The organism is Rathayibacter agropyri (genome assembly GCF_013249015.1).
Taxonomy (GTDB): domain Bacteria; phylum Actinomycetota; class Actinomycetes; order Actinomycetales; family Microbacteriaceae; genus Rathayibacter; species Rathayibacter agropyri.
Genome location: NZ_JABRPL010000006.1, coordinates 74587 through 92066, shown reverse-complemented (window position 1 = coordinate 92066; position 17480 = coordinate 74587). Strand labels below are relative to the sequence as shown.

Sequence of the window (17480 nt, the reverse complement as noted above, 5' to 3'; positions counted from 1 at the left end):
GCTCATCTCCGCATGACCATTGGGGTATGGTGTAATTGGCAACACGGCTGATTCTGGTTCAGTTGTTCTTGGTTCGAGTCCAGGTACCCCAGCCATGCGCGGCTTCGCAAAAGCGATGGATCGCGTTGACCGAAGTTCGTGCACCTCGTAAGCCCCGGCAGGATTGCCGGGGCTTCTCGGTTTCGGTGCCGTGTCAAACGCCCCACCATGCGATGGCTGGCGGCGCCTTCGCCTCGTTCCGGTCGCCCGTCTCATCGGATCATAAGATCCGAAACGCACGCCGTGGGCGTGTCCGCGACCCTGCGTGCAGAGAATGGGCGCGGCGCGCTTCTCGACTCTGAACCGCGCGATGGTAGACGCTGATCAATCGCTGGTTGGTGGGAGCGACGTCGGAGCCGGATAGTCCGCCGAAAAAGGGCGGAGGTGCATGAGGCTACTCCGTTCGGGGGGAGTTGCCGTTCGCATGGTCAGAAGAAGAGCGAGCGAACCTAATATCGAGATGGTCGACTTATGGCGCGTATTCGCGCCGAGTCCGAGCGGTGCATGAAGGTAAGTGCTATAGGGCGTCTGGATCCGTAACTCGATTTATCCGTAGCTCGATTTCCGCTCCAGGTCCCATCCGTTTGTCCCCCGAAGGGTCCCCCCTAATGAGGACTGTGTCGAGCCTTGAAGAGGAGATATGTTCGATGACGACGTGACAAAGCATTTGCGGTCGGGCTGCCGGCCGACGAGATTCTTGTCGCGGAATGTAAATTTCGAGAGAAAGGGGGGTGCAATTGGATGAATCCATTGGCGAGTCTGCCAGCGTCGACCAGATCATGGTCTCCGTTCGGCGAAGAATGTTTCTAGGCCTTGGAGTCGGAGCGGCTGCAACTGCCGTCGGCGTCTCCATCGTCGGTGATGCGCCGCGAGCGAATGCGGCGGTGCAGCCGTATAATCCGTGGGCCGATTATCGCATCACCGGCACGTGGAGAGAGCATGCGAGTTACAGTCAGGGCGGAATAGACTACCCTCTGGCTTACGGCACCGATCTGGTCGCTCCGGCTGCGGGGACGCTCAGGACTTCCGGAGGCTCCGGCGAATTCGCCGCGGGATGGGTGGGAAGTGCCGGTCGGCGCTCCATTCTGACCCTCGACACTCCGATCAATCGTGTCCACGCGGCTGAGTCGGTGCCGCCTGAAGCGGCAGGGCCGATGGTCGCCATCGTTGTTCAACACCAGGCCCAGTTTGGTTCGGCGGGGCACAAAGAGGTCGGCGAGTACATCGGCAAGTCCGGCGCTTCTGCTGACGGCGCCGACTATGGCGGAGACACGCATCTGCATGTTCATGGCCTCGACGCGCAGGGTCGTCGCGTGGACATGACGAAATTCATCACGAACGCAGTGGGGAACGTTCCTGTTCCGCCCATTGAAACGATCACTATGGAGGATGACGATATGGCAATGGCTGTGGTATGCGAAGAGGCTGGCGCTGCGAGTGACAAGTGGATCGCGATCTTCGGTGGCGGTCTCCTCTATCAGGAGATCGCTCCCAACAATCGGGGGTACTGGGACGTCTTCCAGAGCTCGATGAACAGGATCCTGGCCCAGCGCAAGGCCGATTACTCGTTCGAAGCAGTGCGGGTGACTCAGGCGGAGTACACGCACATCAAGTCGGCCTTCGAGAAGATGCGTTAGTCACGCACCGACGAACGCGCTAGTCCTGTCGCTTCATCTTCGTGTCTCACCCTGATGGAGCGTGGATGCGGCGAAGCACCGCGGCGTGTGTGGTATTTCCCACGCAGGTCGCGGTGTTTCCATTTGTTGAGCATCATCACGACGCAAGACGGGCGGATTCGTTCGTCAGAAGTAAGGCGCGAGATGGTCGCGTAGCGCGGCATCGCACACGTACACGTACGTCCCTCTGATCCCGCGCGTCAGCAGCACCGTGTAGATGTTGCGGACATACGCGAGCAGGTCCTCGTCGCTGTAGCGGAGCCCGAGCTTCGGATTGTTCTCGCGCCCCTTCTTGTCGTGGTAGTTCGCGCGATCGAAGACGATTCGCTGTTCAGCACGGTCGTACCGCAGGTCCGGCCCGATGATGACTCCCGCGTAGTTGAGGTCGTACCCCTGGACAGTGTGGATCGATCCGACCTCGTCGATCGCGCCGGGGGAGTTAATCCAGTCGCGCTGGGTGCCGTTCCACCGGAGCGCTTCGCGGCCGATGCGGATGTCGACGGCGTTCTTGTCTTTTTTGCTCACCCACTCCCACGCGTACCCGGCCACAAGGCGCGACAGCCCGTGCTCCTCGTCGCGGAAACGCAGTTCACGGCGCATCTCGCTGAGGTCGTCGAAGAACCGCAGGTCGTAGCCTCCGAAGTCTTCCCGCTGTGCCGGTGGAGCGTCGCTCAGCACCGATCGGACGTAGCCGACGTAGTCCTTGTCGGCGGTGATACGCATCTGCGAGCGGAGGGGATAGACGCGGCCGTCCGCCGCCGCCTCCGAGAGAAGACCGCGTGTCACCGCCGCGGGCAGGTCTGCTGGCCGAACGGTCTGCCCGGTGTCGAGCATCAGGATCGTGTGAGTGCTCTGCGCTCGGATCCAGTCGAGCTGCGTGTACTCGAGCGAGTCGTCGCCGAACAGTCTCCGGTTGATGTCGGCGAACCTCTTGTTCAGTGGGCCCGAGGGCTGATTCGCCCGCTGACTCAGGCGGTGCGCTTCATCGACGATGAGGATGTCGAATCGCTGCTCACTGCCTCCGACCTCGAACGGGGTCAGCACTTGGCTCTTGTGCAGACCAGGCGTGAGTGCGAAGACCCGCGAGATCGAGCCTCGGAGCGACTGCTGCGGCACCACGAGTCCGACTCGCAGGGTGGACAGCAGCTCAGCGTGACCGGGGGTGAAGAAGTCGTTGAACAGCGAATCGCTGTCGAGCGACTCCTCCGGATCGTGCTCACGGATGTCCTGCAGCAGCTTCAGGAGGTAGATCGCGACGACCGTCTTCCCTGTCCCGGGATCTCCCTGCACGACGACCGTGCTGCGGTCTCCCGACTCGAGGTCCGAGAAGAGCCCCTCGAGGATGTCCTCGACGGCGATCGCCTGGTCGTGATTGAGAGCTTTGAAGGGCGAGAGCTTGAAGAGGTCGCTGTTGATAATCTCGGGGAGCGTCCTCTGGAAGAGATGCTCCTGAGTGCGCAGCACCTCGAATACCTCGTCGAACGTCCTCCGGTAGGAGTCGCGATCGAAGTAGTCCGCGTCGGTGATCCCGGCATTGTGGTTGAGCACCTTCAGCCGTCCCTCGCCTGAAAACATGCGAAGGAGGAACGACTCGAGGTCGAGGCACGCGGACTTGTTGAACGTCTCGTCGAGGACGACCCGCACCCGCTCGAGCCGGCTCTTCTCGGCTGAGTCCAGGTGCTGGCGGAGGCGACCCTCGGCGTTCAGGGACTCGCCCACGTAGACCTCCGCCGCGCTGTCGAGGACGTACACGACTGGCCAGTTCCGGTGCCGCGGATCGGCCGATCCCCAGGCCCGGACCTGGTCGGAGTCGAAGGGGAAATGCTCGAGGCTAAAGTCGGTCATACTTCTCGCTCCGACCACGAGCCTTGTCGACGGGGTACTTCTCGCGGGTCTTCTCGAGCTTGTCGAGGACGATCGCATCCGGGACGACACCGAGTCGATCAGCGAGCAGGAGGCAATAGGTCAGAACGTCTGCGAGTTCCTCCACCGCCGAGGGCAGGTCGCTGTCGCCCCACTGGAAGCACTCGAGCAGTTCGCCTGCCTCGATGCTGACGCTCTTCGCGAGGTTCTCGGGCGTGTGGAACTGCGCCCACTCACGGGCCCGGACGAAGTCTCGCAGGGCATCGAGGACGTCATCGCTGGGCATGCCTGCCAACCTACAGGCGTTGCTCCTGGGCCCACCCGCTAGGTTGGCGGCGTGTTCGCGGGACTGCAGGGCTTGCACCTGCTCATCATTCTGATCATCCTCTCTCCCGTGATCATTGCGGCGATCGGCATCCCGATCGCTGTGACGCAGGGTCGCGCGCGCCGCGAGGCCGGGCTCGTGACCGACCCGCGCGTCAATCCGCTGGCCGTCACCACCTTCGTGTTCTCCTCCTTCGTCGATGTTGCGGGCCTCGTCTGCGGTCACATGCCTCGCGCGCAGATCCGGAGGAGCGGCGAGGCCGGTTGGGGCCTCGCCACTTTTGGGCTGTTCCTCGGCTGCTGAAAGGTCGCCCGTCCATGCAACCCGATCTCCTCTGAATCGTCATCGCCGGCATCCCCGTCGGCGCCCCCAACTGATCGCCCCCATCGGCTTCTTCGTCTTCCGCGCCTGGTACCAAGTGCCTCAGGCCGACGAGGCGATCGTGATCGTCGGCAAGAAGCAGAAAGGTGAGAACGGCCTGACCTCGAACATGACCGTCATCACCGGCGGCGGCGCGTTCGTCAACAAGCTCACCCAGCGCTCCGACCGCATCTCGCTGCGCTCCCGCCAGATCAAGATGGAGCCGGTCGCGTAGACCAAGAACGGCGTGACGATCCACCTCGCCGTCGTCGCACTCGTGAAGATCGACTCCACGGCCGACCAGCGTTCGCGATCCAGGGCGTCACCGACCGCAACGGCTACATCGAGGCCCTCGGCGCGCAGGAGATCGAGCGTGTCCGTCGCGAAGCCAATGTCGCCCGAATCAACGCGGCCTGCGAGGTCAAGGCCCGCTAGCTTGCCACCGACGAGGCGAACCTGATTGAACAGACCGCCTGACCCCCGCGTCGCGCTACCCTCGAACGATGTTCGCCGGGCTGCAGGGCTGGCACCTGCTCATCATCCTCGTCATCCTCTCGCCCGTCATCCTGCTGGCGGTCGGCCTCCCGGTCGCCCTCGTGCAGGGCCGCGCCCGCCGCGAGGCCGGCCTCGTCGCCGACCCGAACGTGAATCCGCTAGCCATCACGGCGTTCGTGCTCTCGTTTGTCGTCGGTCTCGCCGGAGTCGTCTGCGGCCACCTCGCCCGCGCGCAGATCCGCCGCACCGGCGAGGCCGGCTGGGGCCTGACCGTCTTCGCGCTGATCCTCGGCTACTACGCCACCGCCGTCGCCGTCGTCGTCGGCGGCACCGTGCTGGCGTCCGCTCTCGCGCCGGCCTGACCGCCCACGGCGACGCAACCCCGGTTCCGTGCCTTCGCGAGTCTCCCGTTGCATGCCCACTCGCAGAGTGTTCGAGACACAAACGGCCGCTGGCCGGGGCCCGACCCCTCCGCGGACCCCGCCCTGCGCCCACTCGACGCGTCCAGTCGCGAGTGAATGCCGAGAAAGGGGCTCTCAGACGAGCGCCTCGTGCGGCTGCAAGGAGGTCGTGTCGTAGCCGAACGGTCGTCCGTTGCCCGCGTCGGCGCGTTGAAGCTGAACACGTCCGCTCCAGGGGCCGTGCCGCCCCGGGAGCGGACGTGCCACTCTGCAAGCAGGATCCCAGCAACCCTTTCAGCGGCGGTTCTTTCGTCTTACGATATTCGCATGACAGCAGAAGAGACCATCGACGGCGTTCCCGTGACCGAGGCGCAGATCGCCGCGTGGGCTGCGGAAGCCGAAGCCGGGTACGACGTGGCTGCTCTGAAGCGGCGGGGCCGTGGGCGACCGGGTCGCGGAACCGCAGCCTCGCAGGTCGTGACGGTACGGCTGACGGAGGAGGAGCTCGCCGCCCTCGACGCGCGGGCCGCACGCGAGCACCGGTCCCGGTCCGACATCATCCGCAATGCCCTGGCCACATCGGCCGCATGAAGGTCCATCCCTCCGCGTTCAAGCACGGGGTCCGAGAGGAGGACGCGGTCAGGGCGGCAACCGCTCCAGTATGGGTCGGGAATCTCGACGACGACTCCCCGGCGCGTCAGCTGCGCCTCGGCTTCGACACCCGAGGCCGACTGCTCGAACTCGTCGTCCTGACCTTCGACAGCGGCAATGAGCTGGTGATCCACGCCATGAAAGCCCGCCTCGGCATGGTCGACCTGCTTCTCTGAGCGCAGGCGCGGAGCACAGTCCAGATCGACGCCGCCGGAGGGCGGCCACCGGCGCAATTGATCGTCGATCGTCCGGATCCTCAGCGCGCGCCACTACTCATCGCGTTTTTTTCCTCCCCCTAGGGATGGCGAGTTTTCTTCTTCCAGCGCTGATACTTGTCGCGGCTGCGTGCATCTCAGATCCCAGGCAGTGCGGGTCTTTGGTCGTCATCATTCCTCAAGTCGGCATCGTCCTCTTCCTGGCGCTGGTCCTCGGTCGTTACATCGTCTTCGAGCCCGCACTGTTGATGGCCGCAGCGGAGTCGTCGAGGCACGTCGTTCGCCAACGCCTGCGCACCCTGCGGTTGCGCTCACAGAAGCCGACTCGCGACAGTCGTGACAGTCCTGGCGACTGGCATCCTGTCTGCGACCGGAAGATCGGATCGAATAACGGGCTGGATCACACTGGTATTCGTCGTAATCGGGTTCTTCGTGGTGACATTGCTCGCCGCCGGCGAGCTGCACGTCGAAGGGAGAGCGGCAGTGGCGGCTCCTGTGGTGGTAGTCGGCTTCTCCGAGGCTCTGCCGATCGCGCGATTGGGGCGGCTCGCCGACTGGAGTCTGCAAGGCATTGCGCGAAGGAGCGCCGCGAGGTCTCTGGCGAGGGCCTACGTGGGTCATGTCCACACGCTCATCGACCCGAGACCTCAGGCTTCCAACAGGGAGGTGCATGATGATTCGGTTTCTGTCCGCGCGACCGTCTGCCCGGTTCGCCGATGGTGGTCGTGGCTATTGTGTTCGCCCGGGCCGAGCGGCGGCGCGGCGCGCGGGCCACCCACTAGCGATCCACGCTTTCGTGCTCTTCCTTCGTCGCCGGATCGGTTGCCGTTCGTCCGGCACTCGTTGGGTTTGCACCTTTGCGCGCCGAACTGACAGGCACCGATCCCGCCCTTCGAGGCCTGCCGCTCCGCGCTCACGGCGAATGCGGGCTCCAAGCAGCGCGTACCCACGCTTCCGGCACCTCGCGACTGGGCGCGGACCGGGGTCCCGCGCCCTCGCTGAGCATTCTCCGCGGCGCTCAGCCGAGCGCCTTCCGCATCTGCACCGCCGTCGTCTCATAGCCGAGCGACTCGTACAGCGCCCGAGCCGGCGTGTTGAAGCCGAAGACGTTCAGCGCGAGGGCCGAGCCTCCGCGAGACAGGACGTGCGACTCCGCCAGCAGCATCGCCGCCCGGCCGAATCCCCGGCCACGCTCGGCGGCGTTGATCTGCACGTCCCACACGTACCAGACGCCCTCGAGATCGTTCGGGTGCGGGCCGAGCCACAACGACCCGACAGTGCGCCCCTCCTCCAGGACCTCGAGCACGTCGTGCCCTAGGGCGGCGAAGCCGTTCGAAAAGTACTTCTCGTAGGAGGCGTCGGCGTTGCGGGTTGCGGCCGCCTCATCGTCGCCCGCTCGCATCCGGTCGGCGATGTACGCCGAGCGCTGCATCCGCATCCACGAGGCGAGAGCGGATGGTGACATCGGCGCGAGCGTGACGGTCATCCCTCCACTGTGGCATCCGGCGATGCCCGCGCGTCAGTCGGCGTCGCGCTCGGCGTGCTTCCGCTTCCCGAGCCGCGTCGCCAGGAACAGCAGCGTCCCCACGACCGCGTACCCCGCCGTCGCCAGCCACACCACCCCCGTCTGCTGCGTCAGCAGCACCACGCTCGTCACGATGGCGAGCATCGGAACCACGCTCGAAGAGGAAGGAAAAGAAGGCGACGATGGACGCGGCGAACGCGCCCTGCAGCGGAGCGACGTCGGGGTTGAATTCGAGGACACGACCCGCATCCCCGTTGCCGCTGCCGAAGAACACCGCGGCGCACACGATCACAATGACCAGGCCGCTCACCTCGATCACCGAGGCGACCAGGTTCGCGGTCAACGACTCCTTCATCCCGCGCAGATTCACGAGCGTGAGCACCGCGATGAACACGATCGCCGTCGGGACTGGCGGCACGTCGAGCAGCGCCCCGAGGTAGTCGCCCGCGAACGCATTGGCGAGCGAGGCCGCGGTCGTCATGCCCGGAGCCATCATCAGGAAGCCGATCAGGAACGAGAGATATTGTGCCGACCAGGGTGTAAATGCCTGCGCCGAGGGTGTCGCCCACGATGAAGGCGAACAGCAGCGGCCCGGTGATCATCCGCTTGAGTGTCGCCTTCTCGGGGGCGGAGCGTTCCGCGTTCGTCGTGTCCGTTCATCCGGCAAGTCGAGCGAGACCGGCGCAGGAGCGCGAGCCCCGCCGCGAGACCGCTACGAAAATTCTCATGCGGACTCTGGCCGAACGGGCCTTCATCCGGCGTCGCCAGGCTCGTCCGCGCCGCCCCAGTCGATAGGCTGGAGCGCTTCGTCGTCGGGAGTGGAGCGGTCGCGGAGGAATCATGGGCAAGAAGCGCAATCAGGGTCGATCCGGAGGCGGGCGACAGGGCGGCTCGGGGGGCCAGGGCGGTTCCGGGGGCCAGGGCGGCGGACGCACGGCCGAGACGGCGATGATGGTGCGGTTCCGCAGCTGGTACCGCTCGCACCTGGCCGAGGTAGGCGCCCTGCACGAGCACCTCGAGGTCGACGAGGCCGTCGAAGTCCTCACCGATCTCTTCGCGATGACCCGCGACCTGCGCCCGCGCGGCTCCTTCGCGCAGCCCGACGCCGAACTGCTCGAAGCCGTCTTCGACCAGATCGAGTCCGATCTCTCGGGGGAGGAGAGCGAGGCCGACCTCGACGACACGCTCTTCACCGTCGCCGAGGTCGTGGAGCACTTCCTCGACTTCCTGACCGATGAAGATCTCTGGACCGGGACCGACGAGGAGCTGGATGAGTGCCAGGCCGTCCTCGATGAAGTCCTCGACCTCGAAGGATCGTTCGTTGATGCGGTCCTCGACGACCTCGGCGAGGTCGAGGAGGTCCCCGCTGACGCGATGCTCTCCGCCATCCGAGCTACCGCCCTCGTGCACGCCGCCGACGTCGTGGTCGAGCACCTCGCGGGCACCGAGGAGGCGACCCTCACCGAGCACTCCGCCCGCGAGATCGTGGCCGAGGCGGGTATCTCCTCCGCGGGATCGACGCCCAGCGACGACCCCGTCCGCATCCCCGTCTCCGCCTGGTGGGACGCCCTGGTTGGCTCGACCGTGCTCGAATCGGACGGCGCCTCCGCGGGCCTCGGCGAGGCGGCCGTGCTCTGGCGCAGCTCCGACGCTCCCGAAGCTGCCGCCGAACGCATCGCCTACGTCGCGCGCTTTGTTGAGCTGTGGCTCCTCAGCGCTCAGGAGGCGCTCGCCGCCGCCGACACCGAGGACGGCGCTTTCGCGCCCGCAGAGCGTGCGGTCGCCACCACCGACGCCGTACTCGTGCGCATCGCCGTCGCCTGCCAGGCGCAGATGCATCCGGGGCTGGTCGTCGGTGAGCTCGTCGACGAGCTGGCGGCTGACTCCGGAGTCTCGCTTGAGGAGGCCCTCGATGAGCGCGAGCGGATGGTCGGCTCGGCCGAGCGGATGCTCGACGACGCTGCCGAGCTCGGCCTGCTGCTGCACTCGCCCGAATTCGGCTATGTGGTTCCCGAGGGATTGGCGCCCGCGCTCGCGGCCGTCGTCCGCGCGAGCATCGTCCTGCTGAGCGGGCGCGAGGCGACTCGGCTCGAGATCCTCGACGAGGCGACCCAGGAGACCGCCACCGCCTACGCCCTGCATGTCGCTCTGCTCGGCACCAAGCCCGTCGTCTGGCGCCGGCTCGAACTCTCCTCCGAGTCCTCACTGCGCGACCTGCACCTCGCCCTGCAGCTCTCGCTCGGCTGGACAGACGCGCAGCCGCACTACTTCAGCGTCGGCGTGCCCGACGAGGAGCAGGCTCCGATCGGCTCGCCGTCGGACGTGGAGGAACTCGGCGCCGACCTGATCGACGAATCGCACGTGGCGCTGGCCGACGTGCTCGAGGAGGAGCAGGACGAGTTGTTCTACGTCTACGACCTGGAGGACGAGTGGCGCCACGTCATCCGCCTCGAGTCGATGGCGCCGCTCTCGGTCGCCCTCCCGCGCTGCACTGGGGCGCAGGGCGCGGCTCCGCTCGATGCGTCCGGCGGCCCTGCGGCGTGGACGGACACCGTCCGCGCGGCGTCCGATCCGTCGTCGCCGGACCATGCGGAGGCGCTCGAGGCGCTCGGGCTCGAGCCCGGTGCCTCCTTCGACCCGACCGCGGTCGATATCGAGGGCATCAACCGTTCGCTCGGCCTGCTGCGCTCCGGTCTCTGACGCGACGCCAGCTGAGACGTCGCGTCGCTACGGGGTGAGCAGCAGCTTGCCGATGTGGCGGGAGGTGCGCATCCGCTCGTGGGCGCGCTCCGCTTCTGCGAGCGGAATCACCTCGTCGACCACTGGCCGCACGGTCCCGTTGGCGACGAGTGGCCAGACCCGTGAGCGCACCTGCTCGATGATCAGTCGCCGCTCCTCCAGCGGCCGGGCCCGGAGGGTCGTTGCGTGTACCGCACCGCGCTTGCGCATCAGTACGCCCAGGTCGAGCGAACCGAGCGCGCCGGACTGGTTGCCGATGAAGACGACGCGGCCGCCGGTCGCGAGCGCCTCGAGATCGCGAGCGAGGTAGTCCCCGCCGACCGGATCCAGAATCACGTCGACCCCGAGGCCGCCGGTCTCCTCGCGGATCCGGTCAACGAAGTCCTCCTCGCGGTAGTCGATCAGGATGTCGGCGCCCAGCGCCCGGCAGGCGTCTAGCTTGCGTGGGCTGCCGGCCGTGACCGCGACGCGGGCGCCAAGCGCGACGGCGATCTGGATGCCGGTGGTGCCGATGCCGCTCCCGCCGCCGTGGATCAGGACCGTGTCGCCTGCGCCGAGCCCGGCGACCATCACCAGGTTCGACCAGACCGTTGCCGTCGTCTCGGGCAGCGCCGCGGCCGACACGAGCCCGACACCCTCCGGCACTGCGAGCACCAGGCCCGCATCCACCGCGACGTACTCGGCGTAGCCGCCACCCGAGAGCAGAGCGCAGACCTCGTCGCCCTCGTGGAACTGCGTCGTGCCCGCTCCGAGCGCGACCACCGATCCCGACACCTCCATCCCGAGGATCTCGGAGGCGCCGGGCGGCGGCGGGTACACGCCACCGCGCTGACCGAGATCGGCACGGTTGACTCCGGCCGCCGCAATGCTGATGAGGACCTCACCCGGGCCGGGTACCGGGGTCGGCACCTCCTCGAGCACGAGTTCGGAGTCGGGGCCGGGGTTCTCGACGCGGATCGCCTGCATGGGGCGATGCTACGCGGCCTGAAGCGTCCGTCCGATTTGCAGGAGTCCGTGCGATCTGCAGGAGATCGAACGTCCTCGCGGTGCTGAATCCTAAAGAGATCGATCTCTCGCCGCCATCCCCTGCCCATCGCACCATCCCCTGCACATCGCACCCCGCGTCAGCGCCTCACCCCTGCGCCGCGAGGAAGCCCAGCACCGCCTCCTTGAACGCGCGCGCCGGCACGGTGCTCGTGTGATCCCGGCCGGAAACGCTCACGAACCGGGCACCCGCCTCGGCGGCCAACCGCTCGCCTCCGGGAGCGATGGGATCTGCCCCACCCGTCACCAGAAGCATCGGCAGGTCTGGGTACCGCCCGTGTTCAGGATGCTCGCCGCCGCGTATGCCGTCGGCCACCGCGACCAGCGCCGCCAGGTCGTTTCCGCGCACTCCCTCCGCCATCCCCATGAAGGCGCGGGTGAAACTGTCGTCGATCTCGCCGCCGTCGGCCAGCCGCGCCCGGGCAGCCTCCGCGTCGAAGTGCCGTAGCGGCTCACCGACCGTCAAACCGCCGAGGCTCAGCGACGCAAGCCGCTCCGGATGCTGGAGCCCCAGCACCCAGCCCATCCGCGCGCCGAGGGAGTAGCCGAGCAGGTGCGGCGCCATCAGATCGTAGGAATCGAGCACCCGCACGAGGTCGGCCACCATCACCGCAACGCTGTAGGAGCCGGAGTATCGCGGCTTCTCGCTCGCCCCGTGACCACGTTGGTCGAGGGCGACGACCCGGTAGCCGGTCTTATGGAGCGTGCGGAGCCATCCCGCCGTCTCCCAGTTGAGCACGGCGTTCGACGCGAACCCGTGCACCGCGAGCACGGTGGGTGCGTCCTCATCTCCCACGGAGTACGTAGCGAGTCGTATCCCGTCGTCGGCCACGACGTACACGGGCGGCGGAAACGCGATCACCCTCCCACCCTGCCCTCGCCCCCACCCGCGAGAGGCCTCTTCGGTACGCGACACGCCGACGGAGGTGTACCCAAGGCATCTCGCGGGAAGGAGCGGGAGGGCGGGGCGCGCCGCGGAGGCGTCAGCGCGGCGGCCGGGCGGAGCGGGCGAAGGGGACGGCGATCCAGAGGCGGACGGGGCGGCCTCGGCCGGACCGGATCCCGAGCACCACGCACAGCACCACATTCAGGACCGAGAGCAGGAGGATCGCGCTGATCGTCGCGAGCGGCCAGTCGGCGTCGAGGGAGTCGCGCACTGACACGAGCGCCAGGTGCAGCGGCACCAGCATCAGCTGGAGCGCGAGGTAGGTGAGCTGCCAGTTCACGGCGACGATGCCGTTCCGGTCGCTCAGGGTGCCGGTGCGGCGTCGCGCGCCCCAGACCATGACGGTCGCGGTGAGCGAGATCACGGGGGAGAGCACGACGAAGCCCGCCAGCGCCGAGAGCCCGGCGAACCAGATGGCCCGGGCGCCCAGTCGGTCGCGGGTGCGGTGCCGCAGCTCATCGTCATCCATCGGCCGCCGCCTCCTCGGGTCGCCCTCCAGTCTCGCATCCGCCCCCGCTTCCGTGAGGGGGATCGCCCCCGGTTCCGGGGGTTCACCCGATGGGCCGGGGGCCGGGCCGTCCGTAGCGTGGAGGCATCGCCGGATCCCACCCGATCGCCGGATCGGACCCGGCAGCACCTCATCCCGCCGGGTCACCGGCATCCCTCCCGAAGGAGCACACCCGTGTCCACCGACGACCGCACCGCCCGCCTCTCGACCGCTGCCGACGAGCACCCCACCGAGGACGTGGGCACGACGGCCGTGCTGACCGATGCCCGACCCCACGCAGAGCCCGCCACCGCGTACCTTCCCCCGCGCCCCGACTACGGAGCCCCGCCCGTCCCGCCGGCGGCCCTCGCTCCCGCCCCCTCGACGCCCTTCTCGCTGACCAGCCTCATCCTCGGCGTCACGTCCATTTTCTTCGGCCTCACCGTGGTGGCGCCTGCTGCGGGCCTCGTCTTCGGCATCCTCGGACTGCGTCGCGAGCCCACGGGGCGCACCCTCGCGATCTGGGGCATCGTCCTCAACGGGGTCATGCTCGGGATCGTCCTGCTGTTCGCCGTTGCCTTCGTTGCTCTGCTCCTGCTTGCGCCGTTCCTGTCGATGTTGAGGTAGTTGCGCCGCAGATTCTCGAGGACCCGCACCTCCCCTCCCGCACCAGCGGAGGGAGGCGCGGGTCGTCGTGTTTCTGCGGCCACCTGTGATCCGGCGCCTGCGCCCAGTTCGTTCACGAGCTCGGCGTTAGGCTGGCCGGGCAGTTCGCGGACCCCCTGCCCCTCGGGGCCGCACGACGACAGCAATGGAGCTGGACGTGACCCTCGCACCGCGCACTCTCCCCGATCCCGACCCGGAAGGCCGAGCCCTGAACACCCCCGAAACCCCCGCCTTTCGCACCGAGACCGACTCCCTCGGCGCCAAGGACATCCCGTTCGATGCCTACTGGGGCATTCACACCGCGCGCGCACTCGACAACTTCCCGATCTCGAAGCGCCCGATCTCCATCTACCCCGATCTCGTCCGTTCGCTCGCGACCGTGAAACTCGCCGCCGCGCGCGCGAACACTGAGCTGGGTAGCCTCGCACCGGCCAAGGGCGAGCTCATCGAGACCGCCTGCCGCCGGATTATCGACGGTGAGTTCCATGACCAGTTCGTTGTCGGCGTGATCCAGGGCGGAGCCGGCACCTCCACCAACATGAACGCCAACGAGGTCGTGGCCAACGTCGCCCTCGAGATCGGCGGGTACGGCAAGGGTGAGTACGCGCACGTGCACCCGCTCGATGACGTCAACCGCAGCCAGTCGACGAACGATGTCTACCCGACCGCGATCAAGATCGCGATGACCTGGTCGCTGCGCCGCCTCCTTGACGAACTGGCGCTGCTCCGCGAGTCGTTCTCGCGCAAGGCCGTCGAGTTCGGCAGTGTGCTCAAGGTCGGCCGCACGCAACTCCAGGATGCGGTGCCGATGACTCTCGGCCAGGAGTTCCACGGCTTCGCCACCACGCTCGGCGAGGACCACGCCCGGCTGTCCGAGACCATCTGGCTGCTCGCCGAGGTCAATATCGGAGCCACGGCGATCGGCACCGGCATCACTGCCGATCCGCGCTACGGCGCCGCCGCCGTCCGCCATCTCAACGAGATCACCGACCTCCAGCTCGAAATGGCGCAGGACCTGGTCGAGGCGACCAGTGACGCGGGCGTCTTCATGTCGTTCTCCAGCGCGCTCAAGCGCTCGGCGATCAAGCTGTCCAAGATCTGCAACGACCTGCGGCTGCTCTCCTCGGGCCCGCAGGCCGGCTTCGGCGAGATCAACCTGCCGCCGCGTCAGGCCGGCTCGAGCATCATGCCCGGCAAGGTGAATCCGGTCATCCCCGAGGTGGTCAACCAGGTCGCCTACTCGGTGGCCGGCGCTGATGTCACGGTGACGATGGCGGCCGAGGCGGGGCAGCTCCAGCTCAACGCTTTCGAGCCCGTGATCGCGCACTCACTGCTGCAGAGCATTACCTGGATGACGCAGGCCTGCAAGACCCTCCGCGAGAACTGCATCGACGGCATCACCGCCAACGTCGACCGGCTCGAGGCGATGGTCGCCTCTTCCGTCGGAGTCGTCACGGCGCTGACGCCGAGCATCGGCTATACCGCCTCCGCCGCCCTCGCGAAAGCGGCGCTCGCCACCGGTCGCAACGTCGCCGATCTGGTGGTCGAGGCCGGCCTGATGTCGCGCGAGGACGTGCTACGGCTGATCTCGCCCGCCCGTCTCTCGGGCATCGAGGCCATGACCTCAGTACTCCCGATCATCGCCCCCGCTCCGGAGTCATGAGGGCCTCGGTGCGCAGCATCGCGGCCGCACGGACCGTCTGGTCGCCTGGACAACGACGGTTGAGCCGACGGTCCCGGCCCGGATCGGCTGGAGCCGCGTTCTCGGCCTTGGTTCTGCGGCTCCGTCCTGCGTCGGCCGCGGTCAGCGGGCGCGCGCCTGCCCTACTCTCAGCGCCATGAGCGTCTACCCGCCGCCCGCCCCGACGCCTGCTCGCCCGTCCGTCGTCCCCACCGTGCTCGGCTCGATTGGCGTTGCGCTGCTGGGGATCCTCCTTCTGCTCGTGTTGGCTTACGTCGTGCGCGGGCTTGGTGTCAGCGCCGCTGCCGTCTGCGCAGTCGTTGCCCTGGGGCCGCTCACCGTGGTGCTGCTCGGTGTTCGCTGGGTCGACCGCTGGGAGCCGGAGCCTGCGCTCGGTCTGTGGTTCGCGTTTCTGTGGGGAGCGGCGGGGTCGGTGGCGATCGCGCTCCTGGTCGATCTCGGGGTGCAGATCGCGGTCTACACGTCGGGTCGGCGGCCGAGCGGATCCGACTTCGTCGGCGCAGTGATTCAGGCGCCCGTGGTCGAGGAGGTGGCGAAGGGGATCGGCGTCCTGCTGGTACTGCTGATCTGGCGTCGCACCGTCGACGGGCCGGTCAACGGCATCGTCTACGCGGCCGTCGTCGCCTCCGGGTTCGCCTTCGTCGAGAACGTCCTCTACTTCGGCACCGCGCTTGTGGAGGGCGGCGTCGAATCGCTCGCCGTCACGTTCTTCCTCCGCGGGGTCCTCTCGCCGTTTGCGCATGTGCTGTTCACCTCCTGCACGGGCGCGGCGCTCGGCATCGCATCGCACCGTCCGAGAGTGGTACGCATCCCGATCGTTCTGCTCGGTCTGGCGCTGGCCGCGTTCCTGCACGCCCTGTGGAACGGCTCGTCGTTCCTGGTGTCCGACTGGTTCGGTTTCTACGGAGTCGTGCAGGTGCCGCTGTTCGCCGTCGCCGTGGTCGCGGTGGTGCTGCTGCGCCGCCAGGAGCGCAGGGTGACACTCGAGCGGCTCGGGGACTATGCAGCGGCGGGATGGTTCTCGCTGATGGAGGTGCGCATGATCGGCACCGTGGAGGGGCGGCGCACCGCTGTGCGCTGGGCCACCCTGGCCGGGGGTGATCGACCGCGGGCGATGCGGGCGTTCCTCGGTACCGCGACGCGACTCGCGCACCTGCGTCAGCACCAACTGCTCGGCCGGGGTGGGCCATCGGCCGCCGTCGAAGAGCGCATTCTGCTGGATGAGCTGGTCGCCCGCCGCGCTGCGCTCATCCGCTGATGACGACTCGCACGCCGACGACCCGCACGCCGACGACTCAGGCGCTGCGCACGCGCCGCTCGCCCGCCGTCACCGGTACGTCGAGGCGGTTCTGCGCCGGAGGCAGCGGGCAGTTGTAGTGCGGCGAGAAGCCGCACGGCGGGATGTAGGCCCGGTTGAAGTCGAGCAACACCGGGCCGGGCGTGCCCGCATCGGCCGCGGCGCCGATCCGCTGGACCACGAGGAAGCGGCCGACGGGATAACTGCGCAGTTCCGGATCGTCGCTGCGGTTCGTCGGGTCGCCGAAGGGGACGAGCAGAGTGCCGCCGTCGTCGAAGGCCGCCACTGTGTACTCGCGGGCTCGACCGTCGTCGATGAGGGAGAAGGTGATGTCGCCGGGCACGACGAGGTCCCGGGTAGCTCCGTTGTCGCGCAGGTGCTCGAACGGAATCGTGCGGTCCCCGCCCACCGGCTCGAACCAGGCCTCGAGCACCCAGGCGGCGTCGAAGGCGAACGTTTCGATGGCGTCGAACGAGCGGATCCCCGCGGAGGCTGCGTCCCAGACGCGATAGCCGTACTCGGGCTCGCCCGTGTCGAGGTTCTCGCGCCGCAGGCGGGTGAGCGAGGCGGTTGGGCCGTAGTCCGCAAGCGCCTGCTCGTCGCTCACGCTCTGGCCGGCTTCGAGCCAGCGCGTTTCGACGAGGGCGAGGTCGCCGCGGGGGCCGGTGACGCGCTCAGCGCGGCGGGCGAGCCAGCCCTCCCATCCGGCACGCGCCGATTCGGTCAGGTCGATCGACGCTCGGGAGGGGGCGGTGACGCTGCTGCTCGGTGTGGCCATGCGGCGTGCAACGCGGGCGCGACCGGTTCTCTTCCCTGCTCTTCCCTGCGATCTTTCCTGCGATCTTCCCTGCGAGGTGGACGGCGTTCGGGCCCGGCACGGAGAAAGAGCCCGACACCCTGCGGCAGCGGCGCGGCCGGCTACTCGGACGGGGTGTCGAACTCTTTGTGACATCGAGGATGCTCCTGCGCGGCCTCGAGCGCAAGGGGCCCGGTGATCGCCGGTCCCCTGCGGCTCCGATCGGAACGCTCGGTAGACTGGACCGCCTGTT

The 17480-nt window shown here is 67.8% G+C and carries 18 protein-coding genes, 1 tRNA gene and 1 pseudogene; 11 read left to right on the top strand and 9 right to left on the bottom strand.

The window, feature by feature from the left end; genetic code table 11:
- Positions 1 to 20: 20 nt before the first annotated feature.
- Positions 21 to 95: transfer RNA gene (locus tag HRF29_RS13195), tRNA-Gln, on the top strand.
- A gap of 681 nt (positions 96 to 776) precedes the next feature.
- The gene (locus HRF29_RS13190) at positions 777 to 1676 is read left to right on the top strand and encodes a hypothetical protein (protein ID WP_173249302.1); all 900 of its coding nucleotides are present in this window, start codon (positions 777 to 779) and stop codon (positions 1674 to 1676) included.
- A 165-nt stretch (positions 1677 to 1841) separates the two neighbouring features.
- On the opposite strand, the gene HRF29_RS13185 is transcribed toward HRF29_RS13190, so the two are convergent.
- A complete protein-coding gene (locus tag HRF29_RS13185) occupies positions 1842 to 3560 on the bottom strand; it encodes a DUF2075 domain-containing protein (RefSeq protein ID WP_173249301.1) in 1719 nt (572 codons plus the stop codon).
- Entirely contained in the window at positions 3547 to 3864 is a 318-nt protein-coding gene (locus HRF29_RS13180; protein ID WP_173249300.1) for a nucleotide pyrophosphohydrolase, read from the bottom strand. The genes HRF29_RS13185 and HRF29_RS13180 overlap by 14 nt, the downstream gene beginning before the upstream one ends.
- Positions 3865 to 3915: 51 nt before the next feature.
- Between HRF29_RS13180 and HRF29_RS15215 the strand changes: the two genes are divergently transcribed.
- The 5 genes from HRF29_RS15215 (at position 3916) to HRF29_RS13155 (ending at position 5986) form a co-directional block, all read left to right on the top strand.
- Positions 3916 to 4206: a DUF4190 domain-containing protein gene (locus tag HRF29_RS15215; protein WP_173249299.1), complete on the top strand. Its 291-nt coding sequence runs from the start codon at positions 3916 to 3918 to the stop codon at positions 4204 to 4206.
- A 115-nt stretch (positions 4207 to 4321) separates the two neighbouring features.
- On the top strand, positions 4322 to 4498 hold the full coding sequence (locus HRF29_RS14635) for a hypothetical protein (RefSeq protein WP_187698449.1): 177 nt from the start codon (positions 4322 to 4324) through the stop codon (positions 4496 to 4498).
- 268 nt (positions 4499 to 4766) lie between these two features.
- Positions 4767 to 5120 carry a DUF4190 domain-containing protein gene (locus HRF29_RS13165; RefSeq protein ID WP_173249298.1) on the top strand — a complete coding sequence of 118 codons (354 nt, stop codon included), beginning with the start codon at positions 4767 to 4769 and terminating at the stop codon, positions 5118 to 5120.
- A 366-nt stretch (positions 5121 to 5486) separates the two neighbouring features.
- Positions 5487 to 5750: a ribbon-helix-helix protein, CopG family gene (locus HRF29_RS13160; protein ID WP_173249297.1), complete on the top strand. Its 264-nt coding sequence runs from the start codon at positions 5487 to 5489 to the stop codon at positions 5748 to 5750.
- A complete protein-coding gene (locus HRF29_RS13155; RefSeq protein WP_173249296.1) occupies positions 5747 to 5986 on the top strand; it encodes a toxin in 240 nt (79 codons plus the stop codon). Before HRF29_RS13160 ends, HRF29_RS13155 begins: the two co-directional genes overlap by 4 nt.
- Before the next feature lie 1057 nt (positions 5987 to 7043).
- On the opposite strand, the gene HRF29_RS13150 is transcribed toward HRF29_RS13155, so the two are convergent.
- From HRF29_RS13150 to HRF29_RS15575, 3 genes and pseudogenes are all read right to left on the bottom strand, one after another.
- Positions 7044 to 7511, bottom strand: a complete 468-nt coding sequence (locus HRF29_RS13150; protein WP_222929657.1) for a GNAT family N-acetyltransferase — start codon at positions 7509 to 7511, stop codon at positions 7044 to 7046.
- A 33-nt stretch (positions 7512 to 7544) separates the two neighbouring features.
- The gene (locus HRF29_RS14720; protein WP_222929656.1) at positions 7545 to 7694 is read right to left on the bottom strand and encodes a hypothetical protein; all 150 of its coding nucleotides are present in this window, start codon (positions 7692 to 7694) and stop codon (positions 7545 to 7547) included.
- A gap of 79 nt (positions 7695 to 7773) precedes the next feature.
- Positions 7774 to 8031 (bottom strand): annotated as a pseudogene (locus HRF29_RS15575) (amino acid permease); the annotation flags it as partial.
- 359 nt (positions 8032 to 8390) lie between these two features.
- Here HRF29_RS15575 and HRF29_RS13140 point away from each other — a divergent pair.
- Positions 8391 to 10250: a plasmid pRiA4b ORF-3 family protein gene (locus tag HRF29_RS13140; protein WP_173249294.1), complete on the top strand. Its 1860-nt coding sequence runs from the start codon at positions 8391 to 8393 to the stop codon at positions 10248 to 10250.
- A gap of 27 nt (positions 10251 to 10277) precedes the next feature.
- On the opposite strand, the gene HRF29_RS13135 is transcribed toward HRF29_RS13140, so the two are convergent.
- The 3 genes from HRF29_RS13135 to HRF29_RS13125 all read right to left on the bottom strand — a co-directional run bounded on the left by HRF29_RS13135 (position 10278) and on the right by HRF29_RS13125 (position 12748).
- On the bottom strand, positions 10278 to 11255 hold the full coding sequence (locus tag HRF29_RS13135; protein ID WP_173249293.1) for an NAD(P)H-quinone oxidoreductase: 978 nt from the start codon (positions 11253 to 11255) through the stop codon (positions 10278 to 10280).
- A gap of 166 nt (positions 11256 to 11421) precedes the next feature.
- Positions 11422 to 12195: an alpha/beta fold hydrolase gene (locus tag HRF29_RS13130; RefSeq protein ID WP_173249292.1), complete on the bottom strand. Its 774-nt coding sequence runs from the start codon at positions 12193 to 12195 to the stop codon at positions 11422 to 11424.
- 121 nt (positions 12196 to 12316) lie between these two features.
- Positions 12317 to 12748 carry a magnetosome magnetite crystal formation protein family gene (locus tag HRF29_RS13125; protein ID WP_173249291.1) on the bottom strand — a complete coding sequence of 144 codons (432 nt, stop codon included), beginning with the start codon at positions 12746 to 12748 and terminating at the stop codon, positions 12317 to 12319.
- A 213-nt stretch (positions 12749 to 12961) separates the two neighbouring features.
- On the opposite strand from HRF29_RS13125, the gene HRF29_RS13120 reads away from it, so the two are divergent.
- The 3 genes from HRF29_RS13120 (at position 12962) to HRF29_RS13110 (ending at position 16392) form a co-directional block, all read left to right on the top strand.
- Positions 12962 to 13393, top strand: coding sequence for a DUF4190 domain-containing protein (locus tag HRF29_RS13120; protein WP_173249290.1), 432 nt, complete (start codon positions 12962 to 12964; stop codon positions 13391 to 13393).
- Positions 13394 to 13640: 247 nt separating this feature from the next.
- The gene (locus HRF29_RS13115; RefSeq protein ID WP_246227061.1) at positions 13641 to 15095 is read left to right on the top strand and encodes an aspartate ammonia-lyase; all 1455 of its coding nucleotides are present in this window, start codon (positions 13641 to 13643) and stop codon (positions 15093 to 15095) included.
- Between the two features lie 175 nt (positions 15096 to 15270).
- Positions 15271 to 16392, top strand: a complete 1122-nt coding sequence (locus HRF29_RS13110; protein WP_246227040.1) for a PrsW family intramembrane metalloprotease — start codon at positions 15271 to 15273, stop codon at positions 16390 to 16392.
- Between the two features lie 37 nt (positions 16393 to 16429).
- Here the strand turns inward: HRF29_RS13110 and HRF29_RS13105 are convergent, their stop codons facing one another.
- Complete coding sequence (locus HRF29_RS13105) at positions 16430 to 17209, bottom strand: DUF1684 domain-containing protein (protein WP_173249288.1); 780 nt, start codon at positions 17207 to 17209, stop codon at positions 16430 to 16432.
- Positions 17210 to 17480: the final 271 nt, after the last annotated feature.